The following is a 26128-nucleotide window of genomic DNA, read 5'->3' as shown; positions in this document are numbered from 1 at the left end:
CGAACGGCGGCGCTGCGCCCTGCTCGTAGGCTTCGATCATGCTGCGCCCGCCCCCTGAATACCCGCTGACCGAGGACAGCGCGAGCGGGAAGTCCCGGGGCAGCAGCCCGGCGTCGATCAGCGGGCGCAGCAGCGCAATGGCCCCGGTGGCGTGGCAACCGGGGTTGGCCACCCGCCGGGCGGCGGCCACGGCCTCGCGCTGGCCGGCGGCAAGCTCGGGAAAACCAAACACCCAGCCGGGTGCCGTGCGGTGCGCGGTGCTCGCATCGATCACCCGCAGCGTGCGGCCATCGCTGCGCTCGATCGCATCGACCAGGGCCACCGTCTCGCGCGCCGCGTCGTCGTGCAGGCAGAGCACCACCAGATCCACCCCGGCGATCAGGTCGCGCTTGGCGGCGGGGTCCTTGCGCAGTTGCGGTGCAACGCTGACCAGTTCAATCTGCGCCATGGCCTGCAAGCGCTCGCGGATCTGCAGGCCCGTGGTGCCGGCTTCGCCATCGATAAAGACTCTGGGCATCGGATGCTCCTGCAAGAAAAGCCGCAGTGCCCGCCCGAAAGGGGGATGGGCCGGGGCCGGGGCACCAGGACGGCGCGGCGGCGCGTCGATGATGCGTTGCACGCATGATACAGATATCCCATGGCCCCCAAGGCAGAGCCTGGTGACGGCACTTAATTTCGTAACCTCAGAGCAACTTTTTTGACTTATGTCACATTCAATTTGCTTCGCAATTACGGTATGCTCCACATCTTCGTCGATTCCTTTTCTGCACTCTTCCATCTGTTTCGCGCTTGCGCCAGTCTGGGTCGTAGTTGTGCCGAGCCTCCGAGGGCGCCATGAAATCACCGATTTTTCTGAACCGCGTACTGCTGCGCAACTACAAGAGCATCGCCGATTGCGATGTGCGCTTGGGCCCCCTGACCTATTTGGTGGGGGCCAATGGGGCCGGGAAAAGCAATTTTCTGGACGCATTGCAGCTGGTGCGCGACGCATTGTCCATCTCCTTGGACAACGCGCTCAATACGCGGGCGGGCTGACCGAGGTGCGCAGGCGCTCCAGCGGCCATGGCCGAGGGCGTCCAACGAATGTGGGCATTCGACTCGACTTCACGCTCGATGGCGCAATACCCGGCCACTACGCCTTCGACGTGGCCGCGCTCGCCGGCTATGGCTATGCGGTGCAGACGGAGGAATGCGCGGTCGATGCCACGTACTTTCGCGTCGAGCGCGGCGTACTTCGCTCCAGCACGGAGCCCGCATTCCCTGCGGTCACGCCGGACCGGCTGGCCTTGGTGGGCGCTTCCGGCATGGCGGCTTTTCGACCCGTTTTCGATGCGCTGACATCCATGGGTTTTTACAACCTGAATCCCAAATCGATGCGGGAACCGCAAAACCCGCAGGACGGCCGGCTGCTCAAGCCGGGAGGGGAGAACATCGCGAGCGTGTTGGGGCAACTTCAGCGGGAAGCACCAGAGCGCATGGCGGAAATCCGGAATCACCTGAAAACCGTGGCGCCCATGGTGCATGGTGTCGAGCGAAAGCAGATCGGTCCGTTTGAAACGCTGGAGTTTCGTCAGGAGATGGCTGGCACCAAGCATCTCTTTCCGGCGCAGAACATGTCTGACGGAACGCTGCGTGCCCTGGGCGTTTTGACGGCCTTGTTCCAGGGCAGCCGGAATGAAACCCCGCTGCTGATCGGCATCGAGGAGCCGGAGACCGCGCTCCACCCCGCGACCAGTGCTGCACTGCGCGAAGCCTTGGCCAAGGCTTCCGAGCAAAGGCAAATCATTGTGACAAGCCATAGCCCCGATTTGCTCGACTCCCCGGACATCACGGCGGATCAATTGCTGACCGTCGTGTCGCAAGACGGAAAGACGCGGATGGCTCCGTTGGACCAGGCATCGCGATCGGCCATGCGCGATCAATTGTTCTCCGCCGGAGAACTGCTGCGCCTGAACCAATTGGATCCCGACATCACGCTCCTGGACACCCAGCGCCACTCCCCCCTGTTCGAAGGTGCGCTGCCATGATCCCGTCATCGGTGGGCCGCGGCACGCCGGGCGCCGCAGCACCGCCGGACCCGTCTGCACAGTAAAGCACTCCATTGACCCTTGCGCAACGCCAATGCTGCGTTGCAGCATGGTACAGTCGCCGGCTACCCCTGTTCCAGGCCTGCGGCCCAACCACTGCCGTACATGCCCAACGGGTGGACACCCCCCTTTCCTGCGAGAGACCCCATGAAGATTCACGAATACCAAGGCAAGGAAATCTTGCGTAATTTTGGTGTGCCCGTTCCGCGCGGTATCCCCGCGTTCACGGTGCAGGAAGCCGTGGAAGCGGCCCAGAAGCTCGGCGGCCCGGTGTGGGTCGTGAAAGCGCAGATCCACGCCGGCGGCCGGGGCAAGGGCGGCGGCGTGAAACTGGCAAAGAGCATCGACGAGGTCAGGCGCCTGGCCGGCGAAATCCTGGGCATGCAGCTCAAAACGCACCAGACCGGCCCCGAAGGCCAGAAGGTGCGCCGCCTGTATATCGAGGACGGCGCCGACATCGGCAAGGAATACTACGTTTCGATCGTGACCGACCGCGCCACGCAAGCGCTGGCCTTCATCGCGTCGAGCGAAGGCGGCATGGACATTGAAGAAGTGGCCCACAGCAGCCCGGAAAAGATCATCACGGAATTTGTCGACCCGCTGACGGGCCTCGGTGCCGAGCAGGCGCGCAAAATCGCCGCCGGCATCGGCCTGCCCGCCGAGTCCCAGGCCCAGGCCGTGGACATTTTCCAGAAGCTCTACCGGTGCTACATGGACACCGACGCGTCGCTGCTGGAAATCAACCCGCTCAACCGCGACAGCCAGAACCAGTTGACCGCGCTCGACGCGAAGTTCAACTTTGACGCGAACGCGCTGTTTCGCCACCCCGAGATCGTGGCCTACCGCGACCTGGACGAGGAAGACCCGGCCGAGGTGGAAGCCTCGAAGTTCGACCTGGCCTACATCAGCCTGGACGGCAACATCGGCTGCCTGGTCAACGGCGCGGGCCTGGCCATGGCGACCATGGACACCATCAAGCTGTTTGGCGGCGCGCCCGCGAATTTCCTGGACGTGGGCGGCGGCGCAACGGCCGAGAAGGTGACCGAGGCCTTCAAGATCATGCTGCGCAACCCCAAGGTCAAGGGCATTTTGGTGAACATCTTCGGCGGCATCATGAAATGCGACACCATCGCCAGCGGCGTGATCACCGCCTGCCGGGCCGTGAACCTGTCCGTTCCGCTGGTCGTGCGCATGAAGGGCACGAACGAAGCGCTGGGCAAGCAGCTGCTGGCCGAATCGGGCCTGCCCATCATCGCCGCGGACACCATGGCCGAAGCCGCGACCCGCATCGTTGCCGCCGTCAAGTAAGCCCGGAGAACAATATGTCGATCTACATCAACCAGAACACCCGGGTCATCACCCAGGGAATCACGGGCAAGACGGGTCAGTTCCACACCGAAAAATGCCAGGAATACGCGAACGGCCGCAAGGCCTTCGTCGCCGGCGTGCACCCCAGAAAGGCCGGCGAGTCGATCTTCGGCATCCCGATCTACGCCAGCGTCCAGGATGCCGTGGCGCAGACCGGCGCCACCGTGTCGGTGATCTACGTGCCGCCGGCAGGCGCTGCCGCAGCCATCTGGGAGGCCGTCGAGGCGAATCTGGACCTGGTCGTCTGCATCACCGAAGGCATCCCCGTGCGCGACATGCTCGAAGTGCGCAACCGGATGCGGGCCAAGGAAGCCGCAGGCGGCAAGAAGACCCTGTTGCTGGGCCCCAACTGCCCCGGCCTGATCACGCCCGACGAGATCAAGATCGGCATCATGCCCGGCCACATCCACCGCAAGGGCCGCATCGGCGTGGTCAGCCGATCGGGGACGCTGACCTACGAGGCCGTGGCCATGCTGACCGAGGCGGGTCTGGGCCAGTCAAGCGCCGTGGGCATTGGCGGCGATCCGATCAACGGCCTCAAGCACATCGACGTCATGCAGGCCTTCAACGCCGACCCGGACACCGACGCCGTGATCATGATCGGCGAAATCGGCGGCCCGGACGAGGCCAACGCCGCCCGCTGGTGCAAGGCGCACATGCAAAAGCCCGTGGTCGGCTTTATCGCCGGCGTCACGGCCCCGCCCGGCAAGCGCATGGGCCACGCCGGCGCGCTGATCTCCGGCGGCGCCGACACGGCCGACGCCAAGCTCGCGATCATGGAGGAGTCGGGCTTCATCATCACGCGCAATCCCTCGGAACTGGGGCAGCTGCTCAAGGCGCAGCTGAAGTAAGAGCGCTTTCCGGGGACGGTGCGTCAGGCGAGCGCGCGCTGGATGATGATTTTCTGCACGTCGCTCGTGCCTTCGTAGATCTGGCACACGCGCACGTCGCGGTAGATGCGCTCGAGCGGAAAGTCGTTCAGCACGCCGTAGCCGCCCAGCGTCTGTATGGCGGCGCTGCACACGCGCTCGGCCATTTCGCTGGCAAAGAGCTTGGCCATCGCGGCTTCTTTGAGGCAGGGGCGGCCCGCGTCGCGCAGCGCGGCGGCGTGCCAGACGAGTTGGCGCGCCGCTTCGATCTGCGTGGCGCAGTCGGCCAGGCGAAAGCCCACGGCCTGGTGCCTGAGGATGGCGCTGCCAAAGCTCTCGCGCTCCCCGGCGTAGGCCAGCGCCGCGTCGAACGCGCTGCGCGCCATGCCCACACTTTGGGCGGCGATGCCGATGCGCCCGCCCTCGAGCGCGCCCAGGGCGATGCCGTAGCCCTCGCCCTCTGCGCCGATGCGGTTCTCGGCCGGGACGCGGCAGTTGTCGAAATGGATCTGCGCGGTGTCGCTGCTGCGCTGGCCGAGCTTGTCTTCGAGCCGCGCGACCCCGTAGCCGGGGCTGCGGGTGGGCACCAGGAAGGCGCTCATGCCCTTCTTGCCCGCGCCCTTGTCGGTGACGGCAATGACGATGGCCAGGTCGCCGTTCTTGCCGCTGGTGACGAATTGCTTGACGCCGTTGATCACGTAGTCCCCGCCCTGGCGCACGGCCGTGGTGCGCAGGGCCGACGCGTCGGAGCCCGCCTGCGGCTCGGTCAGGCAGAAGGCGCCGAGCATCGCGCCGCCCGCCAGCGGGGTGAGCCAGTCGCGCTTTTGCCGGGCGCTGCCATGGCGCAGCAAGATGGCGTTCACGGGGCAGTTGGTCACGCTGATGGCAGTGCTGGTGCCCCCGTCGCCGGCGGCTATTTCTTCGAGCACCAACGCCAGCGTGAGGTGGTCCAGTTGGGCGCCGCCGAATTCCTCGGGAACGCAGACGCCGTAGGCGCCCAGTGCGGCCAGGCCCTGGTGCGCTTGCCGGGGGAAATGGTGTTCCCTGTCCCAGCGCGCGGCGTGGGGCCAGAGCTGTTCCCGGGCGAAGTCGCGCACCGCGGCGCGGATCATTTCCTGGTCCTGGCTCAGCAGCATGCTCAGAGCATTTCCAGCGCCACGGCCGTGGCCTCGCCGCCGCCGATGCACAGCGTGGCCAGGCCCCGGCTGAGGCCGCGTGCCGCGAGGGCATGGATCAGCGTGACCAGGATGCGCGCGCCGCTCGCGCCGATGGGGTGACCCAGTGCGCAGGCGCCGCCGTTCACGTTGACCCGGTCGTGCGGCAGATCGAGTTCCTTCATCAGCGCCATGGGAACCACGGCGAAGGCCTCGTTGATTTCCCACAGCTGCACCGCGTGCGCGCTCCAGCCGGCCTTGGCCAGCGCCTTGCGCGTGGCGCCCAGCGGGGCGGTGGTAAACCATTCGGGCGCTTGCGCGTGCGTGGCGTGGCCCGCGATGCGCGCCAGCGGCTTGCAGCCGAACTTTTGCGCGCCGGATGCGCGCATCAGCACCAGCGCCGCAGCGCCGTCGTTGATGCTCGAGCTCGACGCGGCGGTGATGCTGCCGTCCTTTTTGAACGCGGGCTTGAGCGTGGTGATTTTTTCGATCCGGACCTTGCCCGGGCCTTCGTCGATCGATACCAGCGTCTCGCCCGAGCGGCCCTCGACCGCCACGGGGACGATCTCGGCCGCGAACGCGCCCGACTCGGTGGCGGCCCTGGCGCGCTGCACGCTGGCCGTGGCAAAGGCGTCCTGCTGCGCGCGGCTGAACTGGTATTTGGCAGCGCAGTCTTCGCCAAAGCTGCCCATGGAGCGGCCCGCCTGGTAAGCGTCTTCCAGGCCGTCGAGCATCAAGTGGTCGAAGACGCGGTCGTGGCCCAGGCGGTAGCCGCCACGGCCCTTTTGCAGCAGGTAGGGCGCGCGGCTCATGCTCTCCATTCCGCCGGCGACCATGACCTCGTGCGTTCCGGCGAGCAGCATGTCGTGCGCGAGCATCGCGGCCTTCATTCCCGAGCCGCACATCTTGCTCAGCGTGACCGCACCCGTTGCCTGGGGCAGACCGCCCTTGAACGCCGCCTGGCGCGCGGGCGCCTGGCCCTGGCCCGCCATCAGGCAGTTGCCCAGCAGCACCTCGCCGACAGCGTCGGGCGCAACGCCGGCGCGCGCAACCGCGGCCCGGATGGCCGCGCCCCCGAGGTCATGCGCGGCCAGGCTGGAGAAATCGCCCTGCAACGCCCCCATGGGGGTGCGCGCAGCGCCGACGATGACGATGGGATCGCTATGGGTTGCAGACATGGGTCCCCCTGTGGATGTTCCGATTCTTGCAAGGAGTATGCGCCCGGGGCCGCGCCTGCACTCATCTCTTGGCGGCAGCGACGCCGGCGATGGCCGCCCTGTGGAGCGCGTCCAGCCCTTCGGCGCCGTCCACGGTCATGCGCAGATCGTTGATGAGGCCATCCTTCAGGCCATAGCACCAGCCGTGCAGCCAGACCTTCTGGCCGCGCTCCCAGGCGTCGCGCACCACGGTGGTCTGCGCCAGGTTGAGCACCTGCTCGATGGCGTTGAGTTCGCACAGCACGTCGTAGCGCCACTCGGGGGCGATGGACGCAATCAGCCCGCGGTGCCGGTCGCGCACGTCCTGCACGTGGCGGATCCAGTTGTCGGCCAGGCCGATCCGGGCGCCGTCCAGCGCGGCCCGCACGCCGCCGCACCCGTAGTGGCCGACCACCATGATGTGTTCGATGTGCAGTTGGTCGACCGCGTACTGGATGGTCGACAGACAGTTCAGGTCGCTCGGAACCACGACGTTGGCCACGTTGCGGTGCACGAAGACCTCGCCCGGCTCCAGGCCCGTGATCTGGTTCGCCGGAACGCGGCTGTCCGAGCAGCCGATCCACATGTAGCCGGGCTTTTGCTGCGCCAGCAGGCTGGTGAAGAAACCCGGCCGCTCGCGCTCCATCCGGGCCGCCCACGCGCGGTTGTGCACGAACAAGTCTTCGATCGATGCGGGCATGGCGCTGGGGGTATGGGGGCGAGCAAGGAACTCAGCAGGTTTCGGAAAACAGCTCGCGGCCGATCAGCATGCGGCGGATTTCGCTGGTTCCGGCGCCGATCTCGTACAGCTTGGCGTCGCGCCACAAGCGGCCCAGCGGGTAATCGTTGGTATAGCCATTGCCACCATGGATCTGCAGGCCCTCGCCGGCCATCCAGGTCGCTCTTTCGGCGCACCACAGGATCACGCTGGCGCAGTCCTTGCGTAGTCGGCGCGCATGCTGCGCGCTGCCGGGCAGGTCCAGATTCTTGGCGACGGTGTAGGCAAACGAGCGCCCCGCCTGCAGCGCGGTGTACATGTCTGCGACCTTGCCCTGGATGAGCTGGAATTCGCCGATGCTCTGGCCGAACTGCTTGCGCTCGTGGATGTAGGGAAGCACGTTGTCCATGACGGACTGCATGATTCCCAGCGGGCCGCCCGTGAGCACCGCGCGCTCGTAGTCCAGGCCGCTCATGAGCACCTTGGTGCCCTGGTTCAGGCCGCCGAGCACATTCGCTGCGGGCACTTCGACGGCGTCGAACACCAGTTCGCCCGTGGGGCTGCCGCGCATTCCCAGCTTGTCGAGCCTTTGCGCGACGCGAAAACCGGGCATTCCCTTTTCGATCAGAAACGCCGTGACGCCGTGGGCGCCCATTCCGGGATCGGTCCTGGCGTACACCACCAGCGTGTCGGCATCCGGGCCATTGGTGATCCACATCTTGCTGCCATGGAGCAGGAAGTAGCCGCCCTTGTCCTCGGCCCTGAGCTGCATGCCGATCACGTCGGAGCCGGCACCGGACTCGCTCATCGCCAACGCCCCCACCTGCTCCCCGCTGATCAGCCCGGGCAGGTACTTGCGCTTTTGCTCCACGCTGCCATTGCGCTGGATCTGGTTCACGCACAGGTTGCTGTGCGCGCCGTAGGACAGGCCCACGGCGGCGCTGGCACGCGAGATTTCCTCCATTGCCACCATGTGCGCCAGATAGCCCATGGCGGCGCCGCCGTATTCCTCGGGCACCGTGATTCCCAGCAGGCCCAGCGCGCCCATCTTGCGCCAGAGGTCCATCGGGAACTGGTCGCTGCGGTCGATGTCCGCCGCACGCGCGGCGATTTCGGCCTGCGCGAAATCGCGCACGGCGTCGCGCAACGCGTCGATGTCTGCGCCCAGTTGGAAGTCCAGGCCGACAAGGCCCGCGGGAATGCCCATGAATATCTCCCAAAAATAAAGCAAGGCGGTGTGTTCCGCCCTGGACGTCAGTGTGACAATTTCGTGACCGGGGGACCCCATACAATGCATCAAGCAACCTGCCGCCCGACTGACTCCTCTCTGTCAACGCCGATGCTAATCCATTGCCCCATCACCCCATTGCCATGAATCCACCCGAACACCCGATCCACTATCCCCTCGGCGACACCCTGCCTGCACAGGGCGCGACCCTGGAGGTCGCATCCGGAATCCGGTGGATCCGCATGGGGCTGCCCTTTTTGTTCGACCACATCAACCTGTGGTTGCTGCGCGACCGGCAGCCGGACACCGCAGGCAACATGCGCGACGGCTGGACCGTGATCGACTGCTGCATCGACAGCACGGCAAGCCGTGCACAGTGGGAGCAAGTCTTTGCCAACAGCCTGGAGGGGCTGCCCATTCTCCGGGTGATCGTGACCCACATGCATCCGGACCACATCGGTCTGGCGCATTGGCTGTGCACGCGTTGGCAGGCAGACCTTTGGATCAGCATCACCGACTACTGTGCAGCAAAGATTGGCATCCATGAGCGCGACGGATTCGATGGCCCGGCGAGCGCGAATTTCTATGCCCTGCACGGCGCGCAGGACGAGGAATTCCTGGACCATGTACGGGGACACGGTTCCTTCTACCGGAGCCTGGTTCCGGCGCTGCCTGCGCACTTTCACCGGCTCATGGACGCAGACCGTATCGAGATCGGGGGACGGATTTGGCGCTGCATCAGCGGCTACGGGCATGCGCCCGAGCACATCTCGCTGTACAGCGCCGATTTGTCGATTCTCATCAGCGGGGACATGGTCCTGCCACGCATTTCGACCAACGTCAGCGTGCATGCCCTGGAGCCGCAAGCCGACGCGCTGCGGATCTTCCTGGCATCGCTGCAGCGGTACCTGGAACTGCCCCCCGAGACCCTGGTGCTGCCCGCGCACGGCAAACCCTTTACCGGCCTGCACGCGCGCATCGGGCAGCTCCAAGAGCTCCATCGCGACCGCTTGCGCGAAATCATCGACGCGTCCTCCGCAGGACGCCCACTGTCCGCCGCCGACGTCATGCCCATTTTGTTCAAGCGCAAGCTCGACACGCACCAGATGAGTTTTGCCATGGGCGAGGCTTTGGCGCATCTGCACTTGCTGTGGTACGACGGCCAGTTGCAGAGGTCTCTGGACACGCAGGGCGTGCACCGATTCCACCAGCGCAGGGCGCCGGATTGACCACCGGTCTTGCCGGCGCGTGACGGCGGCTGCCGGCCCAAAACGGTTTGCGCAGACAATAGGCGGCGTGACGATCCCCCAGTCTTTCATTCAGGAACTGCTCACCCGCGTGGACTTGGTCGACATCGTGGGCCGCCACGTAGTCCTGAAGAAGGGCGGGGCCAATTTCATGGGGCTGTGCCCCTTCCACGGGGAAAAATCGCCTTCGTTCAGCGTCAGCCCCGCGAAGCAGTTCTACCACTGCTTTGGCTGCGGCAAGAACGGCAATGCCATCGGCTTTCTGATGGAGCATGCGGGAATGGGTTTCGTCGATGCGGTGCAGGACTTGGCCCGGCAAGTGGGCCTGCAGGTGCCCGACGACGGACTCCTCTCGCCGCAGGACAGGGAACGCGCCGACACCATCCGCCGCCGGCAGGCCACGCTCAGCGAGGTGCTGGAGAAAGCCGCCGAAGCCTACCGCAGCCAACTGCACACGTCCCCGCGCGCCATGGCGTATTTCAAGGGCCGGGGCGTCTCCGACGCCGTGGCCGAGCGCTACGGCCTGGGCTACGCGCCCGAAGGCTGGCGCAGCCTGGCCAGCGTGTTTGCGCAGTACGACGACCCGCTGCTCGAAGAAAGCGGGCTGGTCATCGTGCAAGACGAAGGCGGCAAGCGCTACGACCGGTTTCGCGACCGCGTGATGTTCCCCATCCGCAACGTCAAGGGCGAATGCATGGGCTTTGGCGGCCGCGTGCTCGGCGAGGACAAGCCCAAGTACCTGAACTCGCCGGAAACCCCGGTGTTCCACAAGGGGCGCGAGCTGTACGGCCTGTTCGAGGCCCGCACCGCCATCCGCGAGCAGGGCTACGCCCTCGTGGCCGAGGGCTATATGGACGTGGTGGCGCTGGCGCAGCTGGGTTTTCCGAACGCGGTGGCCACGCTGGGCACGGCCTGCACGCCCGAGCATGTGCAAAAACTGCTGCGCTTTACCGAGTCCGTGGTGTTCAGCTTCGACGGCGACGCCGCGGGCCGGCGCGCGGCGCGCAAGGCGCTCGACGCCGCGCTGCCCCACGCCGGCGACACGCGCAGCATCAAATTTCTGTTCCTGCCCGCCGAGCACGACCCGGACAGCTTCATCCGCGCCCACGGCACGCAGGCCTTCGCCCGGCACGTGGACGAGGCCGTGCCGCTGAGCCGGTTCCTGGTCGATGCGGCGAGCGCGGGCTGCGACCTGGGCAGCGCCGAGGGCCGCGCGCACATGGCGAGCAACGCCCGCCCGCTGTGGAGCGCGCTGCCCGACGGGGTGCTCCGGCGCCAGCTGCTCAGCGAGCTGGCCCAGCTGGCCCAGCTGAACGCGCGGGATCTGGCGGACATCTGGACCCCGGCGGGAACGCACCCTGCGCAGGCGGGCGGCCCGCCACGCATGCATCTCCCGCAGGAAGACGCGCCTCCGTGGGCCAACCTGCCGACGCCGGAAAACTGGCAGCACGGGGCCGCCGACAGCGGCCATGGCCGGTACGCGGCGCAGACGGGGTCCGGCCTGCGCAAGGGCGCAAACTGGCCAGGCGGCAGTTGGAAGAAACGGGACGCCGTGCGCTGGCCCCCCAGCCCCGGTTGCCGCGCACCCCGCCGGCAAGCCGCGTGGACCACGCGGCGCGTCTGCTGCTCTCGCACATGGATTTTCTGGAAGATCTGACGCACGACGACCACGCCATCCTGTGCGCCCAGCCTGCGCCGCACGGGCCGCTGTTCGCCTGGCTGGAGGAGCAGTTCCATGAGCTCGGCCCCCTGGCCTGGGCGGTGTTGCGCGAGAGCCTGCGCGAGCACGAATGCGAGGCGCTGGCGCACAAGGTAATGACCGGCGCGCACGCGCAGACCGAGGGCGACCTGCAGGAACTCAGGCTGGAACTGCGCGACCTGCTCAACCGCATGCAGATCGAAGACATCAAGGAACAGCAAAAGCTGCTGGTGCTGCAAGCGCAGCAGGACCCGAGTGTCCTGGAGCGCTACCGCGCCCTGGAACAAAGGCGCAACGCCTTGCTGAACGCAGCGGCCAAGACCGCTTGATGAAACGGATGAAACGCGCATTCAAGGCACACAAGATATAATGCGGGGTTTTCCGTCGGCAAGAGCGACAGCAGCACCTCCGAGCCGGGCCACCGCCGCGCACAAGCACCGCCCACCCATCGCAAGGACTGCACACCAAATGATCGCCCGGACATCTTGCCGGCCTGCCCCCGTGGCGCGAAGACCGTGCAGCTTCGCGCTGCCACCCGCGCCCGACCCCGTGGCGCCGGTTTCCGTTCTCGTCCGTCCCCATCCGTTTTGATTCTGAGGTTTCTTCATGCCCGCTCAAAAGTCTGCGAAGTCCCCCAAGTCTGCGCCAGACGGCGCCGCAAAGGCCGCTCCCGCCCCGGCCGCAGAAACAAAGCCCGCGCCCGCAGCCGGGAAGGCCAAGACCCCGCCTGCGAAAACGAAAAGCCCTGCCGACCCGGCAAAGGCTGCGAAGAAGACTGCCGATAAAGCGGCAGCAAAAAAGCCGCCTGCCCCCGCCAAGGTCAAGGTCAAGGTGCAGGCCAAGGCAGCCGCCCGTCCTGCCGAGCCGGCAAAGGAGCCGGCAAAGCCTGCTGCAAAGGCCGTCGCCGAATTGCCCAAGAAGCCCGCTGCGAGCAGCGCCAAGGCCAAGACCAAGACCACCAAGGCCAAGGCACCCGCCAGCAAGGCACCGGCCAAAGCTCCCGCCAAAACCTCTGCCAAGAACGCCCCCCCCCCAGCCAAAGGCTGCCGACGACACGGACCTGTCCGATATCGAGGCCGACCTGGAAGGCGAGGTCGAGGAAACCCCCGGGGTGGCGGCCGCGGTCGAGAAGGCCAAGCCGCTGCGCATGAAGATCAGCAAGGCCAAGGAGCGCGCCCTGATGAAGGAATTCGGCCTGGACGAAACCGTCCTGTCCGAGGAAGACCTGGCCCGGCGCCGTTCGCGCCTGAAGACCCTGATCAAGCTGGGCAAGACGCGCGGCTACCTCACGCACGTCGAAATCTCCGACCACCTGCCCGACAAGCTGGTCGATGCCGAAACGCTCGAAGCCGTCATCACCACGCTCAATGACCTGGGCGTGGCCGTGTACGAGCAAACGCCCGACGCCGAGACGCTGATCATCACCGAAAACGCCCCCACCGGCGCCAGCGAGGAGGAGGCCGAGGAGGCCGCCGAAGCGGCGCTGTCCACCGTGGACAGCGAATTTGGCCGCACCACCGACCCGGTGCGCATGTACATGCGCGAAATGGGCACCGTGGAACTGCTGACGCGCGAAGGCGAGATCGAGATCGCCAAGCGCATCGAAGGCGGCCTCATGGCGATGATGGAGGCGATCAGCGCGTCTCCCGCGACCATCGCCGACATCCTGAACATGGGCGAGGAAATCCGCGCCGGCAAGGTCGTCATCTCGACCATCGTTGACGGCTTCTCCAACCCCAACGAGGCCGACGACTACGTGGCCGAAGAAGACTTCGACGAGTTCGACGAAGCCGACGACGACGACGGCAAGGGCGGCTCCAAGGCGCTGACGAAAAAGCTCGAAGAACTCAAGAAACAGGCGCTCGAGCGCTTCGACAAACTGCGCCAACTGTTTGAGAAAGTGCACAAGGTCTACGACAAGGAAGGCTACGGCACGTCGGCCTACGTCAGAGCCCAGCAAGCCCTGTCGGCCGAGCTGATGACCATCCGCTTTACCGCCAAAACCATCGAAAAGCTGTGCGACATGGTGCGCGGCCAAGTTGACGACGTGCGCAAGAAGGAGCGCGAGCTGCGCCGCATCATCGTGGACAAATGCGGCATGCCCCAGGAGACCTTCGTCAAGGAGTTCCCGCCCAACCTGCTGAACCTCCAGTGGATAGAAAAGCAGGCCGGCGCCGGCAAGCCCTGGAGCACCGTGATGGCGCGCAACGTCCCGCCCGTGCAGGAACTCCAGCAAAAGCTGATGGACCTGCAGTCGCGCGTGGTGGTGCCGCTGACCGAGCTCAAGGACATCAACAAACGCATGAACGAGGGCGAGGCGACCTCGCGCGATGCGAAGAAGGAGATGATCGAGGCCAACCTGCGCCTGGTGATCTCGATCGCCAAAAAGTACACCAACCGCGGCCTGCAATTCCTCGACCTGATCCAGGAAGGCAACATCGGACTGATGAAGGCCGTGGACAAGTTCGAATACCGCCGTGGCTACAAATTCTCGACCTACGCCACGTGGTGGATCCGCCAAGCCATCACGCGCTCGATCGCCGACCAGGCGCGCACCATCCGCATCCCGGTGCACATGATCGAGACCATCAACAAGATGAACCGCATCAGCCGCCAGCATTTGCAGGAGTTCGGCTTCGAGCCCGACGCATCGTTGCTCGCGGCCAAGATGGAGATCCCCGAGGACAAGATCCGCAAGATCATGAAGATCGCCAAGGAGCCGATCTCCATGGAAACACCGATCGGCGACGACGACGACAGCCACCTGGGCGATTTCATCGAAGACGGCGCGAACACCGCCCCGATAGAGGCCGCAATGCAGGCCGGCCTGCGCGACGTGGTCAAGGACATCCTCGACGGCCTGACGCCGCGCGAAGCCAAGGTACTGCGCATGCGCTTCGGCATCGAGATGACCAGCGACCACACGCTGGAAGAAGTGGGCAAGCAGTTTGACGTGACGCGCGAACGCATCCGCCAGATCGAGGCCAAGGCCCTGCGCAAGCTCAAGCACCCCAGCCGCTCGGACAAGCTGCGCAGCTTCATCGACTCGCTGTAGCCCGCTCCTTCGGCCCGTTCCGAATGGCCGCCGCGCCCGGGCGACGGGATCGGATCGCTCCCGCTCTCAGGCCCGCGCAAAGGTCAGCACATGGTCCGGCTGCGCGCGGATGCCGATCCACTCGCCCACCGCGTGCCCGTGGTGGCTGGGCACGTGCGCCAGCAGGGTGTGGCCGCTGGCCAGGCGCAAGGTGTACAAAAACGCCGCGCCGCGGAACGCCTTGCGCACGATCTGCGCCTGCACCGGCGCATGCGCGTCGTGCACGACGTCGTCCGCGCGCAGCAGCACGTCGCATTCACCGCCGGGGTAGCCGCAGGGCGGCGGGCACGCGTGCAGGGTGCCCAGTTCGCCCAGCGGCGTTTGCGCCACCACGCGGCCGCCGCGCTGCACCAGCGTCGCGGGGGAGAACACGCCGTGCCCGATGAAGTCGGCGACAAAGCGCGTGGCCGGACGGTGGTACAGCGTGCAGGCATCGTCCCACTGGTGCAGACGGCCCTCGTGCAGCACGCCGATCCTGTCGCCCATGGCAAACGCCTCGAACTGGTCGTGCGTCACGAACAGCGCCGTCGCCCCGGCCGCCTTGAGAATCGCGCGCAGCTCGTGCGCCAGGCGCTCGCGCAGGTCCGCGTCGAGGCTGGAAAACGGCTCATCCAGCAGCATGAGCCGTGGGCCCGGTGCGAGCGCGCGCGCCAGCGCCACGCGCTGCTGCTGCCCGCCCGAGAGCTCATGCGCAAAGCGGTTCTCGCTGCCGGCCAGCCCCACCAGTTGCAGCATTTCGGCGACGCGCGCGGCCTGCCTGGCGCACGGCAGCCGATGAATGCCGAAAGCGACGTTGCGCCCCACGCTCAGGTGGGGGAACAGCGCATGCTCCTGAAACACCATGCCGACGCGCCGGTGCTCGGGCGCAACGCTCAGCGCGGCGCTGCCGACCACGCTGCCGCCGAGCCGGATCTCGCCGCGGAACACGGGATCGAGCCCCGCCACGGCGCGCAGCAAGGTGGTCTTGCCGCAGCCCGAGGGACCGATCAGCACCCCGACCTCGCCCGCCCGCAGGCCCAGCGTGACCGCCTGCAGCGCAGCCCGCGTGCGGCCCGCATGGCGCACTTCGAGGTCGGATATCTCCAGAAACATGCCCCGATTCTAGGCAGGCGCGAATCCATAGAATTCGCATTTGCATTCCCGCCGCCCCCGCCGAGATCCCCGCCTTGCGCCGCACGCCCTTTGCCCTTCGCAACGTCCCCCTGATCCTGTGCGCGGGTTTCCTGGCCCTGCCCGTGCTCGCGCTGCTGGCCTCCTGGCTGCCCGTGGGGCCGGGCAGCGCGCAGGCCGGCGCCATCTTGCGCGAGATGGCCGCCACCGTGCTGCCCGGCTACCTGTGGACCACCCTGTGGCTGGGCCTGCTGGTCGCGCTGGGCACGGCGCTGGTGGGCAGCGCCACGGCCGTGGCCGTGAGCATGTTCGACTTTCCGGGGCGCCGCAGCTTTGAATGGCTGTTGCTGCTGCCGCTGGCCATGCCCGCCTACGTCACGGCGTATGCGTACACCGACTTCCTGCAATTCAGCGGCCCGCTGCAAACCGGGCTGCGCGACGCCCTGGGCCTGCAGGGCCGGCTGCTGCCCGAGGTGCGCAGCCTGGGCGGCGCGGTGTGGGTATTCGTTTCTACGCTCTACCCGTACGTGTACCTGCTCGCGCGCACGGCGCTGGGCGCGCACGCGGCGCAACCCATGGAGGCCGCGCGCCTGCTCGGCGCAGCGCTGCCGCGCCGCATCCGCACCGTCGCCCTGCCGCTGGCGCGCCCTGCGGTGGCCGCGGGCGTCGCCCTGGTGCTGATGGAAACCCTGGCCGACTTTGGCGTGGCCAGCTACTTTGGCATGCAGACCATCAGCACGGGGATCTACAAGGCCTGGCTGTCCATGGACAACCGCCTGGCGGCAGCGCAGCTGGCCACCCTGCTGCTCGCCGTGGTGCTGGCGCTGCTGCACGTGGAGCGCCGCGCGCAAGAGCGCATGCGCTTTGCCAGCGGCAGCCACCGCGCAGCGCAGGCCCAGCCGCTGGCGCTGCACGGAGCGCAGCGCTGGGCGGCCTGGGTGGTCTGCGCGCTGCCGGTGGTCATGGGCTTCGTTGCGCCCGTGGCCTGCATGCTGCGGCCGCTGGCTGCGGACTGGTCCGTGCTGCCCTGGGAGCGCTTCCTGCACTGGGCCTGGAACAGCCTGCGCCTGAGCGGCATCACGGCGCTGCTGGCCGTGGCCATCGCGCTCGCGCTCGCCCTGGCCCTGCGCCGCCGACCGGACGCCGTAACGCGCGGCGTGCTGCAACTGGCGGGCATGGGCTACGCCGTGCCGGGCACCGTCATCGTGGTCGGGCTGCTGCTGCCCGTGGGCTGGTTGCAGGCCGCGCTGCCGCAGTGGGGACTCGGCGCGCTGGTCACGACCACGGCCCTGGGCATCGTCTGGGCCTATCTGGTGCGCTTTAGCGCGGTCGCCCTGCAGTCCATACAAAGCGGTTATGCCCGCATTCCGCTCAGCCTGGACGATTCCGCCCGCCTGCTGGGCAGCAGCGGCTGCGGACTCTTGGCCCGCGTGCACTGGCCGCTGCTCAAACGCTCCAGCGCCGCAGCCGCCTTGCTGGTGTTTGTGGACGCCATGAAGGAACTGCCCGCGACCATGGTGCTGCGCCCCTTCGACAGCGACACCCTGGCCGTCGTCGCCTACCAGTTGGCACGCGATGAACGCCTGGGCGAAGCCGCGCTGCCGTCGCTGGCGCTGGTGGCCGTGGGGCTGGCTCCGGTGCTGCTATTGAGCCGTGCGTTGCGTAGTCGGTGAGGTGGTGACGGGGCAAGCGTGCTTGCTTTGGTTGATGAGCGGAACCGTGGGTCGGGTTCCCCCTGCCCTGCGCATACTCCCACTTGATGCGCGCCGCTTGGCCTTGGGCTTCCGGCATTTTGGCGATGACTGCGGACACACCGTCGAGTATGTTCGCAGCCAGCAGCGCCAACCGGGTTTGGCGCATCGTGACGATCGGTCCCGATTTGCTTGGCGATCCTGCACAAGCAAGGGGCCAAGGCCAAGCTTCATGATGCGCTCACCCAAGCTTTCCGGGGCTCATCACCTCAATCTTGCTTTGGTTGATGGGCCGAGCCGTGGGCCAGGGGCTGAGTAGCTGCAAAAATTTAACACTAAGAGAATTGATCGGCTTACAATCCATCGACAGATCAAAAGGTGCAAACATGGCAATTTATGCAATATGGAACAACAAAGGCGGCGTCGGAAAAAGCTATCTGACTTTTCAAGTCTCTTCTGAATATGCGAGGCAGAACCCAAATAAAAAAGTTCTGGTGCTCGACCTTTGCCCGCAAGCAAACTCATCGTCAATGCTGCTTGGCGGCATGGTCAATGGTGAAAAGAAGTTGGGGGACTTGCACGCCAAAACCCCGAGGCTATCCATAGCCGGCTATATTGATGATCGGATTATCAGTCCTTATCAGAACCCAAAAACAGGTGCCCGGTACCTCACGCACGTGAACAAACAAAATCGCGAAATATCCAAAAACTTGTATTTGATTCCCGGAGACGAGAAACTCGAATTGCAAGCATCAAGGGTCTTCGCAGCAACAAAACCAGGACCCGATGATGCTTGGCGCTTTGTTCACATGTGGATACGTGATTTGATCGCCGACATTACCCATAACTGGGGAAACACTGCGCACACAGTATTCGTGGATTGTAATCCAAGCTTTTCCATTTATACGGAACTAGCTCTGTCTACTGCCGACCGGCTGATTATCCCATTTTCAGCCGATGGATCATCCAAACGCGCTGTTCGATCCGTCTTGGCCCTTGTCTATGGCGTCAGTCGCCAAGCAGGCCAAGCACAATCTGAATTCTTCTTGGAAATGCAGCGATGTTCCATGAATCGGCCAAAAATCTACATGTACGTAGGCAATCGATTGACACAAAGCCACTCCTCTTCTGCGGCAGCTTTCAAAACAGTGGTCGGAGAAATAGGCGACGAAATTTATGATGTGTGGCGTGCGAACCCAAATGAATTCTGCATTCACCCTGCTAGTTCGACGCTGCCAACAAACAAGAAAACTTTCCATGCCATGTTCCAAACAGAAGTTGCCGATGCCAACACTGCATCTGTTGTTTCGAGCACTTTGGGAACTCCGATTTGTTGTATGACTGCCGGCAGCAAAACAGTTCTTGGAAAAAATGTTGTGATCAATAAGTCCCAGCTTGACAGGCAAATTTCAAATATCACACACCTTGTGCAGGCCATTGAGTAACACGATCTATGCATCATGAGTAGAAGTCGTAGGAGGCGTTGTTGCATAAATCCTGGGCTGCATGGCGCGGCGCGTGTCAAGATAGTTGTCGCCTCATTCACATAGCCATCGGCTGAACCTGCGCGTGAGTGCTGACTCGCATGTAGATGCGGGGCTCGTCGACGAAGCTCGTGAGCGTCTCGGGCGGGAAAATGTTCATCGCGCTCATTGGACCGTACCCGCTTTCTTGGCAAACCCAGCACGAGAACACCTCGTCGAGCGGAACCGGCCCCCACGGTGGGGTAGGCAGCAAACCGGTGCGAGTCACGGTGCTGCCGCCCCCGCTGCCCTCTCCGCAGGACCTTCATTCGAAGCGAACGCCTCCGCCACGATGCCTTCGATCCGGCTCAGATCCTCGTCCGCGAGGATGTGGGCCACTTCCCTGGCCGTCCTGCGCCGCTCCGGCATCCTGTTGTTGTTCTGATGGATCCACTGGATCAACAGGTTGATCGTCCGGTTCGGGAGGTCGAACTGTTTGTCGATCCGCTCGTAGGCCAGATCGTAGGCCTCGAGATACCTCGCCTCGTCGACGAGGGACTGCCGCAAGGCGATCCGCGCGCACCGGATCACGAAAGCCGCGGCCTGGACGCCCGACCAATGGGCATAGACCATCGGCGTCGAGCGAAAGTCGAAGGTGAAGTCGCCGTCGCCGATGAACATCACATCCCACAGGGCGCGCACCGGCTTGCTGAAGCTCTCCAGCGCACCCAGGTACTGCCGCTCCTCCTGCTTCATGGCCACCGAGAGAGGCAGGATGGCCGGACTGCCCTTCACGTCGGGCAGAGCGCCCTTCATGTGAAGACAGTGGTGCGCAAGCAGGCGAGAGACACGGCCATTGCCGTCCATGAACGGATGGATGAACACGAAGCCGAAGCTCACCAGTGCCGCCTTGATCAGCGCTGGCACGTCGTCCTTGGCGTTCGCCATGCGCATCAGGCCGTCGATCAGGGGGCGTAGGTGCTCCGGCGCAGGAGGGACGTACCGGACGGCAAGTGCGCCATGCCCTCCGCGCTGCAGCCAGTTCTGTGCGCCGCGGAATCCACTCTCTGCGCTGCGAGGAGAACTGATGACGGCGTTCTGCAGGCCGACCAGGTAGTCTTCCGTCAGCGGCGCGCGATCGCGCAGATGCTCCATCGCCGCGACGAAGGCCCGTTCCTTGTCAGGGCTCGGCACTTCGTTCTCGATGGCAAAGGAGTCGCGGGTCTCGCTGAGGTAAGCCCAGGCCATCACACGGTCCATCAGCGGCTCGTTCTCGGGTGCCTGGGCCCATTCGCGCAGTGTCCGCAGGATGGCCTCGCCTTCCCGTTCAAGGGTGTCGTCCCGGCGAACCACCGGACAGAACTCATAGGGGCCGATACCGTTGAAGCTGATCCGGTACTTCTGGCTGCGCTCCCAAGCCTGACCGGTGTAGTAGGCCTTGGGATCAAAGAAGTCCACGTAGTTGCCCGCCGGACCTGCCAACGGCAGTTCCAGCTCGACGCCGTGAACCTTCTCCCAGAGATAGGCCGCGCGACGCACATAGGCCCCCGAAGGCGACTCGCTGATCGCATCGATCACATCCTGGGCCGGCACCAGCCGCAGCGCCTCGTGCAGGATCGCCAACTGCATCGGCTCGTGCTTCAACGCGAAGAGCAGGTGCGGGAGAATGGTGTCGGCGGTGGGCGCGATCGCCTTGGGAATCGCGATCAGGTCGGCCATGTCCTCGACGCGGGTGACTGGCTTGACCTTGGCTGGCTTGGCCAGCTCCGGCATGCGAAGCGGGATCTTCGACAGCAAGAATTCGTAGCCGATCATTGATCACCTCAGAAAATTCATAGAGTGCCAGGATTTTTTGTATTCTGAGCTATTTTCTGGATTTTTTTAATACAACGCGTCCCCAGCAACACCCAACATGCCAGGGGTACGGGCGCAATGGGTACAGCCGAAATGCCACGCGGACCTTGGCATGATGGGTACGGGCAGGTCTCCCCCAATTCCCGGCCTCAGTCTTTTCCAATTCAGGTATGAGTCTGAACGAGGGGTGTGACTCTGGGGAAGCGCGAGTGGATTGACCAGGTTGAAAAGGGGGGCAAGCACATGAGCATGACCCAAGTCTGTGTGGAACTTTGGGCTGGTCTGCCAACGCGTCCGAACGCCCTCCTCATCTGCTGGACTCAGGCATTTCCCGCTCTTCCAATTCGCTTGCGTCTGGAAAATCGCGCAATGTTTTGCGGTTCACCGCAATTGCATCGTACTTTGCCAAGTCCGGCGCCATTTCATTGAACTCTGATGCCTTCTCATGGACGCCGCGAAAGTATGCGGCCTTGGCCAGTTCGCCCTCGGTGTGCTGCGCATCGCGAGTATCCCGCGCAAGCGTAGCAGCGTTGGTCTCAAGTTGGTTCATGGCGTGACCATGAATCCGATCCTTCTGCATGTCATGGAGGCGCTGCATGTGAGCACTAACCATATCCAGGTAGCCACTTGCTGCATCGCGCTGCCTGGCTTGGGATTCAACAGTGCCCCATAGTTCCGTGACCTTGGCCAGCTTGGTATCGGTGAGCTGGCGGCCAGCTGCCAGAGCCTCCAAAGCATTTGACTGCTCGTTCGTTTGAATGGCGCTGTCGTACAGCAACTCGCCGCTTCTGTTGGAAACGCACACACGGTCAAGTTGTGCGGCTATCCTGGCTACCGTACTTTCAAAACCTTGCATGGCCTCGTCGTGGTACTTCTCGCTGACAAAACGCGGATTGTCCATCCCGTTTTGATGTTGCAGTTCGTGGCGTTGATAGATACCAAGCAGACTTTCCTCACGCGACGCCGCCACAGCGAACAACTCGACCGTGTAACCGCGCGCCTGGAGCTTCTGCACAAATTTTCCCATGCCGTCCGGGTTGCGAAAAGTACCTTCTTCCACGATATTGCGTCGTCCCTGCATCGCTTGGTCACGCAGCACAGCCACCAGTCGTCCCGCATCGGCCTGCGTTTGCTCAGAGCTTGGGTTATTTTCACCCACACGGATGCGCTCGCGCATCCGGTCAGCATCAATGTGGAGGTAACCACCCTGCCCGATCAGTTCGGCTTTCACTACGTCTGCTACTGCACTCTTTCCTGCACCTGGCTGACCACCTACCAAAACGATGATTGGGTATTTCCGGTATGATGACTTGGATTGCCGTTCTGCGAAGTACTTGGTCGCCGTTTCCCGGATTTCGTCTTCGGTCATCGGCTGGTATTCCGCCATAGCGCTCATAGGAATTACGCAAGCCAAAATAAACAATCGAGAAAGTAGTTTTTTGTAATTTTTTGTGATGCATGCTTGCATGGTTTTAACTCCACACGTCCGAGTTGCACGCCAGCTGAACCTGGTCTGCGCAAGTCCTGACTCAATCAACCTTGAACAGGGGATTTCCTTTTGTAAGGATGCGCTCAATGGTGTCCAAATCATTGAGCCGCAAATCGTCTTGCAATTCATCGATCGCGGTCAAACGGGTCTCGCAGTAGCGAATGAACACCTGCGATGGTTCTGATTTTTGCTTCTCTTCGTGGATCGCCCGCATAAAGGGCTGGCGACTCTCGCCAAGAATATCCAATGCCACTTCGTACCGGATGCTTTTACTATCTGGACCCAAATCCAACATGGTGTTTCCTTTCATCGTCATACCGTTTTCCTCTTGATTTGCAGGCACTTGCCCCCGCACGCCGCAAGCGCAGAGCCTACCGCGTCCGCTGCGCCACCCCCGCGGCGGCAAAGCTTGCCATCTCACGCAGTAGCGCGCAGGCCGATTGCAGCAGCGGCCAGGCCAGCGCCGCGCCGCTGCCTTCGCCCAGGCGCAGGCCCAGATCCAGCAAGGGCTCTGCCTGCATCTGCGCGAGCATCAGGCGGTGGCCGTGCTCGCCCGAGCGGTGCGCGAACACGCAGCGCTGCAGCACCGCCGGTGCGATGCGGCTGGCCACCAGAACGGCGGCGCCGGTGATGAAGCCATCGACCACGATCACGCGGCGCTCGGCGGCGGCCTGCAGCACGGCGCCGACCAGCGTGGCGATCTCGTAGCCGCCGAGTGCGGCGAGCGCGCTCAGCGGCGTTGCGGCCTGGGGGTTCGCGTCCAGGGCGCGTTGCAGCACGGCGCGTTTGCGCTCCACGCCCGCGGCGTCCAGCCCCGTTCCCGCGCCCGTGCATTCGGCCAGCGGCAGGTCCGCGAGCCGCGCCAGCAGCAGCGACGCGGCGGATGTGTTGCCAATGCCCATCTCGCCCAGCAGCAGGGCATTGCCCGGCAGCTCGCACACGATGTCCCGGCCGTTGGCGAGGGCCTGCGCGCATTCGGCCGCGGTCATCGCCGGGCCCGCGCAAGCGTCCCGCGTGCCCGCTGCCAGCTTGCGCACCAACAGGCGCGGCGCGCCGGGCGGGGCGCTGCTGCTGTCGGCAAAGTCACGCGCCACGCCGCAATCGACCACGGTGAGTTGCAGCCCATGCTGGCGCGCGAGCACGCTCACGGCGGCGCCGCCGGCGAGAAAGTTCTCCACCATCTGCGCGGTCACCTCGCGGGGGAAGGCCGATACGCCGTGCGCCGCCAGGCCGTGGTCGGCGGCGCAGACCAGCAGCTGCGGCCGCACGAGCACGGGAGCCGACGTGCCAAGCACCTGGCCGATGCGCAGGGCCAGCGCCTCGATCCGGCCGAGCGCGCCCGAGGGCTTGGTTTTGTTGTCCAGCAGCTGTTGCAGGTGGGCCGTGAATACGGCGTTGCCGATGTCGGCAATGCCCGGGAACGTGAAATCGGTCAGGGCGTGCATGTTTTGCGCAGGCAAGGAGTGGCTCGGAGCATCAGGCAGCGGGTGCGATCAGCGCCTGCAGAACGCCCGGCGCAAAGCAGCTGTCTGCGACGCGGGCCAGGCCGTCGAACACGGATTCGAGCGTGGGCACTTGGATCGCACAGCGAAACAGTGCCTGCAGCACTGCGGGGTCTTCGAGCAGGCCGTGCAGGTACAGGCCGAGCACGTTGCCCGCGGCGTTTTGCCAAGCCAGGCCGGGAATCAGCTCGCGCGCCGCGTCGCCGCCGGCGACCATGGCCGGGTGCCAGACGGTCTGCCCGTGGTGGATCTCGTAGCCGCTGGCCTGCACGCCCGATAGCGCGGCCCAGGCGCCCTGTAGCGTGGGGAAGCGGACGCGGGTGCGCCGCAGGGTCTTGGCGGGTGCGAAGCGGGTGACCAGTGGCAGCAGGCCCAGGCCGGGTGCATTGCCGTCGATTCCCGCGCTGTCGATGAGCGCCTCGCCAAGCATTTGCAGGCCGCCGCACAGGCCCAGCAGCATGCCGCCGCGCGCGGCATGGGCGGCGATGGCCTGGTCCAGCCCCTGCGCGCGCAGCCAGGCCAGGTCGGCGGCGGTGGCCTTGGAGCCGGGCAGGATGACCCAGTCGCTGGCGCCGAGTCCTGCCAGATCGGCGGGGCTGCGCGCCCACAGCAGGCGCAGGCCGGGCAGGTTTCTGAGCGCCTGGAATTCGTCGAGGTTGCTGATGTGCGGGCAGGTCATCACGGCCACGCTGGTGTGCACGGCACCGGCTGCGCGGCTGCGCTCGTCGAACAGACCGTCTTCCTCGGGCAGGCCATGGCGCCACTGCATGGGGATGGTGGCCACGGTGGGCACGCCGGTCAGGTCTTGCAGCTTTTGCGGCGCTGGCGCGAGCAGGGCGGCGTCGCCGCGGAACTTGTTCAGCACGAAGCCGTGAATCAGCGCGCGCTGCGCTTCGGGAAGCAGCGCCCAGGTGCCGTAGAGGTGCGCAAAGGCGCCGCCCCGGTCGATATCGGTCACCAGCAGGCAGCGCGCCTGCGCATGCTGTGCCACGCGCAGGTTCACGATGTCGCTGGCGTACAGGTTGATCTCGGCGGGCGACCCCGCGCCCTCGATCACCAGCAGGTCGTTCTCGGCGCGCAGGGCGTCGAGCGCGGCGGCAATCTGCGGCCACACCCTGGCGCTGCGCGCGTGCCAGGGCATGGCGCCGAGTTCCGCGCTCACCTGCCCCATGCAGACCACCTGGCTGCGCGTGTCGGCCTCGGGCTTGAGCAGCAGCGGGTTCATGCGCACCTCGGGCTCGGCGCGCGCGGCCAGGGCCTGGAAATACTGCGCAGACCCGATCTCGCCCATGGCGCCGCCCGGGCCGGGAACGACCCGGGCGTTGTTGCTCATGTTCTGCGCCTTGAAGGGCGCGACCCGGAGCCCCCGGTCGCTGTACCAGCGGCACAGCGCCGTCGCGAGCCAGCTCTTGCCCGCGCCGCTGCTGGTTCCGAGCAGCATCACGCAACGCGCCGGGGGACGGGGACTGGAATGGTGCGCGGGCATGGCGCGGCGTCAGTCCTCGATGCCGCGCTGCGCGGGAATTCCCGCGTCGAACGCGTGCTTGACCTGGCGCATTTCGGTCACGGTGTCCGCGAGTTCGACGATCTCGGGCGGGCAGCGGCGGCCCGTGAGGCAGACGTGCACGTCGCGCGGGCGTTCGCGCAGCGTTTGCACAACGCCATCGAGCGGCAGCCAGCCGTAGATCAGCGGGTAGGTGATTTCGTCGAGCACGAGCAGGAAGTAGGCGTTCGACAGGATCGCTGCGCGCGCCTTTTCCCAGCCGTCGCGCGCGAGTTGCGCGGAATGTTCCAGGTCCCGGCTCTTCCAGGTGAAGCCGTCGCCCAGGCCCTCGACGGGCAGGCCAATCTGCTCGAACAGGCGGTGCTCGCCAAAGCGCGCCGTGGGCACCTTCATGAATTGGTAGATCTTTACGGCCTTGCCCCGGCCGTGCGCGCGCAGCGCCAGGCCAAAGGCCGCCGTGCTCTTGCCCTTGCCGTCGCCGGTGTTGACGATGACCAGGCCGCGGCGTTCGCCCTCGGCCCTTGCGTGCTGCCCCTCGGTGGGTGCGGGTTCGATCTGCATGGTGTGCTTGTGCTTTCTCGGGAGGAAAACCGTTTCGATGTCGATGTTCATTCCGGGACGGCCGGGGTCGCTGGCCCACTGGGCCCACTCTCCGGGCCGCCCCGCTGCAGCGCCGGCAGCGCCATCCACATTCCGTCCAGCCGCCGCACCCGGATGCGCTGCCCGAACACCTGCTCGAGCGCGGCGTGCGTGGCCGGCGCGGCGCAGGCGCCGTGGTGCAGCACGCGGCCGCCGGCGAGCACCAGCATGTCGTCGGCCTGCAGCGCGAACGAGATCTCGTGCAGCACGCTCAGC

The 26128-nt window shown here is 65.4% G+C and carries 22 protein-coding genes and 1 pseudogene; 10 read left to right on the top strand and 13 right to left on the bottom strand.

The window, feature by feature from the left end:
- A partial coding sequence (argC, locus tag VTU_RS0100700) for an N-acetyl-gamma-glutamyl-phosphate reductase (protein ID WP_010099869.1) occupies nucleotides 1-517 on the bottom strand: 517 nt, incomplete at its 3' end.
- 317 nt (nucleotides 518-834) lie between these two features.
- On the opposite strand from argC, the gene VTU_RS34565 reads away from it, so the two are divergent.
- From VTU_RS34565 to sucD, 4 genes are all read left to right on the top strand, one after another.
- Nucleotides 835-1035, top strand: a complete 201-nt coding sequence (locus tag VTU_RS34565; protein WP_029553971.1) for an AAA family ATPase — start codon at nucleotides 835-837, stop codon at nucleotides 1033-1035.
- 110 nt (nucleotides 1036-1145) lie between these two features.
- Entirely contained in the window at nucleotides 1146-2027 is an 882-nt protein-coding gene (locus VTU_RS25120) for an AAA family ATPase (protein ID WP_236610607.1), read from the top strand.
- A 207-nt stretch (nucleotides 2028-2234) separates the two neighbouring features.
- The gene (gene sucC / locus VTU_RS0100685; RefSeq protein ID WP_010099867.1) at nucleotides 2235-3395 is read left to right on the top strand and encodes an ADP-forming succinate--CoA ligase subunit beta; all 1161 of its coding nucleotides are present in this window, start codon (nucleotides 2235-2237) and stop codon (nucleotides 3393-3395) included.
- 14 nt (nucleotides 3396-3409) lie between these two features.
- Nucleotides 3410-4306 carry a succinate--CoA ligase subunit alpha gene (gene sucD / locus VTU_RS0100680; protein WP_010099865.1) on the top strand — a complete coding sequence of 299 codons (897 nt, stop codon included), beginning with the start codon at nucleotides 3410-3412 and terminating at the stop codon, nucleotides 4304-4306.
- A gap of 23 nt (nucleotides 4307-4329) precedes the next feature.
- On the opposite strand, the gene VTU_RS0100675 is transcribed toward sucD, so the two are convergent.
- The 4 genes from VTU_RS0100675 to VTU_RS0100660 form a co-directional block, all read right to left on the bottom strand.
- A complete protein-coding gene (locus VTU_RS0100675; protein WP_010099863.1) occupies nucleotides 4330-5460 on the bottom strand; it encodes an acyl-CoA dehydrogenase family protein in 1131 nt (376 codons plus the stop codon).
- Between the two features lie 2 nt (nucleotides 5461-5462).
- The gene (locus tag VTU_RS0100670) at nucleotides 5463-6656 is read right to left on the bottom strand and encodes an acetyl-CoA C-acyltransferase (RefSeq protein WP_010099861.1); all 1194 of its coding nucleotides are present in this window, start codon (nucleotides 6654-6656) and stop codon (nucleotides 5463-5465) included.
- A 61-nt stretch (nucleotides 6657-6717) separates the two neighbouring features.
- Nucleotides 6718-7374: a carbonate dehydratase gene (gene can / locus VTU_RS0100665; protein WP_010099860.1), complete on the bottom strand. Its 657-nt coding sequence runs from the start codon at nucleotides 7372-7374 to the stop codon at nucleotides 6718-6720.
- 31 nt (nucleotides 7375-7405) lie between these two features.
- Nucleotides 7406-8599 carry an isovaleryl-CoA dehydrogenase gene (locus VTU_RS0100660; RefSeq protein WP_010099859.1) on the bottom strand — a complete coding sequence of 398 codons (1194 nt, stop codon included), beginning with the start codon at nucleotides 8597-8599 and terminating at the stop codon, nucleotides 7406-7408.
- 164 nt (nucleotides 8600-8763) lie between these two features.
- Between VTU_RS0100660 and VTU_RS0100655 the strand changes: the two genes are divergently transcribed.
- The 4 genes and pseudogenes from VTU_RS0100655 to rpoD all read left to right on the top strand — a co-directional run bounded on the left by VTU_RS0100655 (nucleotide 8764) and on the right by rpoD (nucleotide 14621).
- Entirely contained in the window at nucleotides 8764-9849 is a 1086-nt protein-coding gene (locus VTU_RS0100655; protein WP_010099858.1) for an MBL fold metallo-hydrolase, read from the top strand.
- 67 nt (nucleotides 9850-9916) lie between these two features.
- A complete protein-coding gene (dnaG, locus tag VTU_RS25115; RefSeq protein WP_438873570.1) occupies nucleotides 9917-11524 on the top strand; it encodes a DNA primase in 1608 nt (535 codons plus the stop codon).
- Nucleotides 11503-11895, top strand: a complete 393-nt coding sequence (locus tag VTU_RS35790) for a hypothetical protein (protein WP_438873569.1) — start codon at nucleotides 11503-11505, stop codon at nucleotides 11893-11895. The genes dnaG and VTU_RS35790 overlap by 22 nt, the downstream gene beginning before the upstream one ends.
- Nucleotides 11896-12172: 277 nt before the next feature.
- A pseudogene (gene rpoD, locus VTU_RS0100640) lies at nucleotides 12173-14621 on the top strand (RNA polymerase sigma factor RpoD).
- Nucleotides 14622-14687: 66 nt separating this feature from the next.
- On the opposite strand, the gene VTU_RS0100635 reads toward rpoD, so the two are convergent.
- Entirely contained in the window at nucleotides 14688-15752 is a 1065-nt protein-coding gene (locus VTU_RS0100635) for an ABC transporter ATP-binding protein (protein ID WP_010099851.1), read from the bottom strand.
- A gap of 74 nt (nucleotides 15753-15826) precedes the next feature.
- On the opposite strand from VTU_RS0100635, the gene VTU_RS0100630 reads away from it, so the two are divergent.
- The gene (locus tag VTU_RS0100630; RefSeq protein WP_010099849.1) at nucleotides 15827-17443 is read left to right on the top strand and encodes an ABC transporter permease; all 1617 of its coding nucleotides are present in this window, start codon (nucleotides 15827-15829) and stop codon (nucleotides 17441-17443) included.
- A gap of 317 nt (nucleotides 17444-17760) precedes the next feature.
- A complete protein-coding gene (locus VTU_RS31000) occupies nucleotides 17761-18906 on the top strand; it encodes a ParA family protein (protein ID WP_201766082.1) in 1146 nt (381 codons plus the stop codon).
- Between the two features lie 303 nt (nucleotides 18907-19209).
- On the opposite strand, the gene VTU_RS0100620 is transcribed toward VTU_RS31000, so the two are convergent.
- From VTU_RS0100620 to VTU_RS0100590, 7 genes are all read right to left on the bottom strand, one after another.
- A complete protein-coding gene (locus tag VTU_RS0100620) occupies nucleotides 19210-20739 on the bottom strand; it encodes a Fic family protein (RefSeq protein ID WP_010099844.1) in 1530 nt (509 codons plus the stop codon).
- Nucleotides 20740-21085: 346 nt separating this feature from the next.
- A complete protein-coding gene (locus VTU_RS0100615) occupies nucleotides 21086-22246 on the bottom strand; it encodes a zeta toxin family protein (protein ID WP_236610606.1) in 1161 nt (386 codons plus the stop codon).
- A gap of 61 nt (nucleotides 22247-22307) precedes the next feature.
- Nucleotides 22308-22583 carry a hypothetical protein gene (locus VTU_RS0100610; RefSeq protein WP_010099839.1) on the bottom strand — a complete coding sequence of 92 codons (276 nt, stop codon included), beginning with the start codon at nucleotides 22581-22583 and terminating at the stop codon, nucleotides 22308-22310.
- Between the two features lie 55 nt (nucleotides 22584-22638).
- A complete protein-coding gene (gene cobT, locus VTU_RS0100605; RefSeq protein ID WP_010099838.1) occupies nucleotides 22639-23712 on the bottom strand; it encodes a nicotinate-nucleotide--dimethylbenzimidazole phosphoribosyltransferase in 1074 nt (357 codons plus the stop codon).
- A gap of 31 nt (nucleotides 23713-23743) precedes the next feature.
- Nucleotides 23744-25210, bottom strand: a complete 1467-nt coding sequence (locus tag VTU_RS0100600) for a cobyric acid synthase (protein WP_010099836.1) — start codon at nucleotides 25208-25210, stop codon at nucleotides 23744-23746.
- Between the two features lie 54 nt (nucleotides 25211-25264).
- Nucleotides 25265-25885 carry a cob(I)yrinic acid a,c-diamide adenosyltransferase gene (gene cobO / locus VTU_RS0100595; RefSeq protein ID WP_265282448.1) on the bottom strand — a complete coding sequence of 207 codons (621 nt, stop codon included), beginning with the start codon at nucleotides 25883-25885 and terminating at the stop codon, nucleotides 25265-25267.
- Nucleotides 25882-26128: ABC transporter (locus tag VTU_RS0100590; RefSeq protein WP_138927737.1), on the bottom strand; the 247-nt coding region annotated here is incomplete at its 5' end. The genes cobO and VTU_RS0100590, both read right to left, overlap by 4 nt.

Origin of the sequence: Verminephrobacter aporrectodeae subsp. tuberculatae At4 (assembly GCF_000193225.1) — a bacterium.
Lineage (GTDB): Bacteria > Pseudomonadota > Gammaproteobacteria > Burkholderiales > Burkholderiaceae_C > Acidovorax > Acidovorax aporrectodeae.
The sequence above is the reverse complement of the archived record's forward strand: the minus strand, read 5'-3'. Positions and strand labels throughout refer to the sequence as shown.

Excerpts from the sequence above, each read along its gene's own strand:
- VTU_RS0100660 (WP_010099859.1), bottom strand. The coding sequence starts at position 8,599 with ATGGGCATTCCCGCGGGCCTTGTCGGCCTGGACTTCCAACTGGGCGCA.
- sucD (WP_010099865.1), top strand. The coding sequence starts at position 3,410 with ATGTCGATCTACATCAACCAGAACACCCGGGTCATCACCCAGGGAATC.
- VTU_RS0100670 (WP_010099861.1), bottom strand. The coding sequence starts at position 6,656 with ATGTCTGCAACCCATAGCGATCCCATCGTCATCGTCGGCGCTGCGCGC.
- VTU_RS0100635 (WP_010099851.1), bottom strand. The coding sequence starts at position 15,752 with ATGTTTCTGGAGATATCCGACCTCGAAGTGCGCCATGCGGGCCGCACG.
- cobO (WP_265282448.1), bottom strand. The coding sequence starts at position 25,885 with ATGAACATCGACATCGAAACGGTTTTCCTCCCGAGAAAGCACAAGCAC.
- VTU_RS35790 (WP_438873569.1), top strand. The coding sequence starts at position 11,503 with ATGGATTTTCTGGAAGATCTGACGCACGACGACCACGCCATCCTGTGC.
- VTU_RS34565 (WP_029553971.1), top strand. The coding sequence starts at position 835 with ATGAAATCACCGATTTTTCTGAACCGCGTACTGCTGCGCAACTACAAG.
- can (WP_010099860.1), bottom strand. The coding sequence starts at position 7,374 with ATGCCCGCATCGATCGAAGACTTGTTCGTGCACAACCGCGCGTGGGCG.
- VTU_RS0100675 (WP_010099863.1), bottom strand. The coding sequence starts at position 5,460 with ATGCTGCTGAGCCAGGACCAGGAAATGATCCGCGCCGCGGTGCGCGAC.
- VTU_RS0100615 (WP_236610606.1), bottom strand. The coding sequence starts at position 22,246 with ATGCAAGCATGCATCACAAAAAATTACAAAAAACTACTTTCTCGATTG.
- VTU_RS0100620 (WP_010099844.1), bottom strand. The coding sequence starts at position 20,739 with ATGATCGGCTACGAATTCTTGCTGTCGAAGATCCCGCTTCGCATGCCG.
- VTU_RS0100610 (WP_010099839.1), bottom strand. The coding sequence starts at position 22,583 with ATGACGATGAAAGGAAACACCATGTTGGATTTGGGTCCAGATAGTAAA.
- VTU_RS0100600 (WP_010099836.1), bottom strand. The coding sequence starts at position 25,210 with ATGCTGCTCGGAACCAGCAGCGGCGCGGGCAAGAGCTGGCTCGCGACG.
- sucC (WP_010099867.1), top strand. The coding sequence starts at position 2,235 with ATGAAGATTCACGAATACCAAGGCAAGGAAATCTTGCGTAATTTTGGT.
- VTU_RS0100655 (WP_010099858.1), top strand. The coding sequence starts at position 8,764 with ATGAATCCACCCGAACACCCGATCCACTATCCCCTCGGCGACACCCTG.
- cobT (WP_010099838.1), bottom strand. The coding sequence starts at position 23,712 with ATGCACGCCCTGACCGATTTCACGTTCCCGGGCATTGCCGACATCGGC.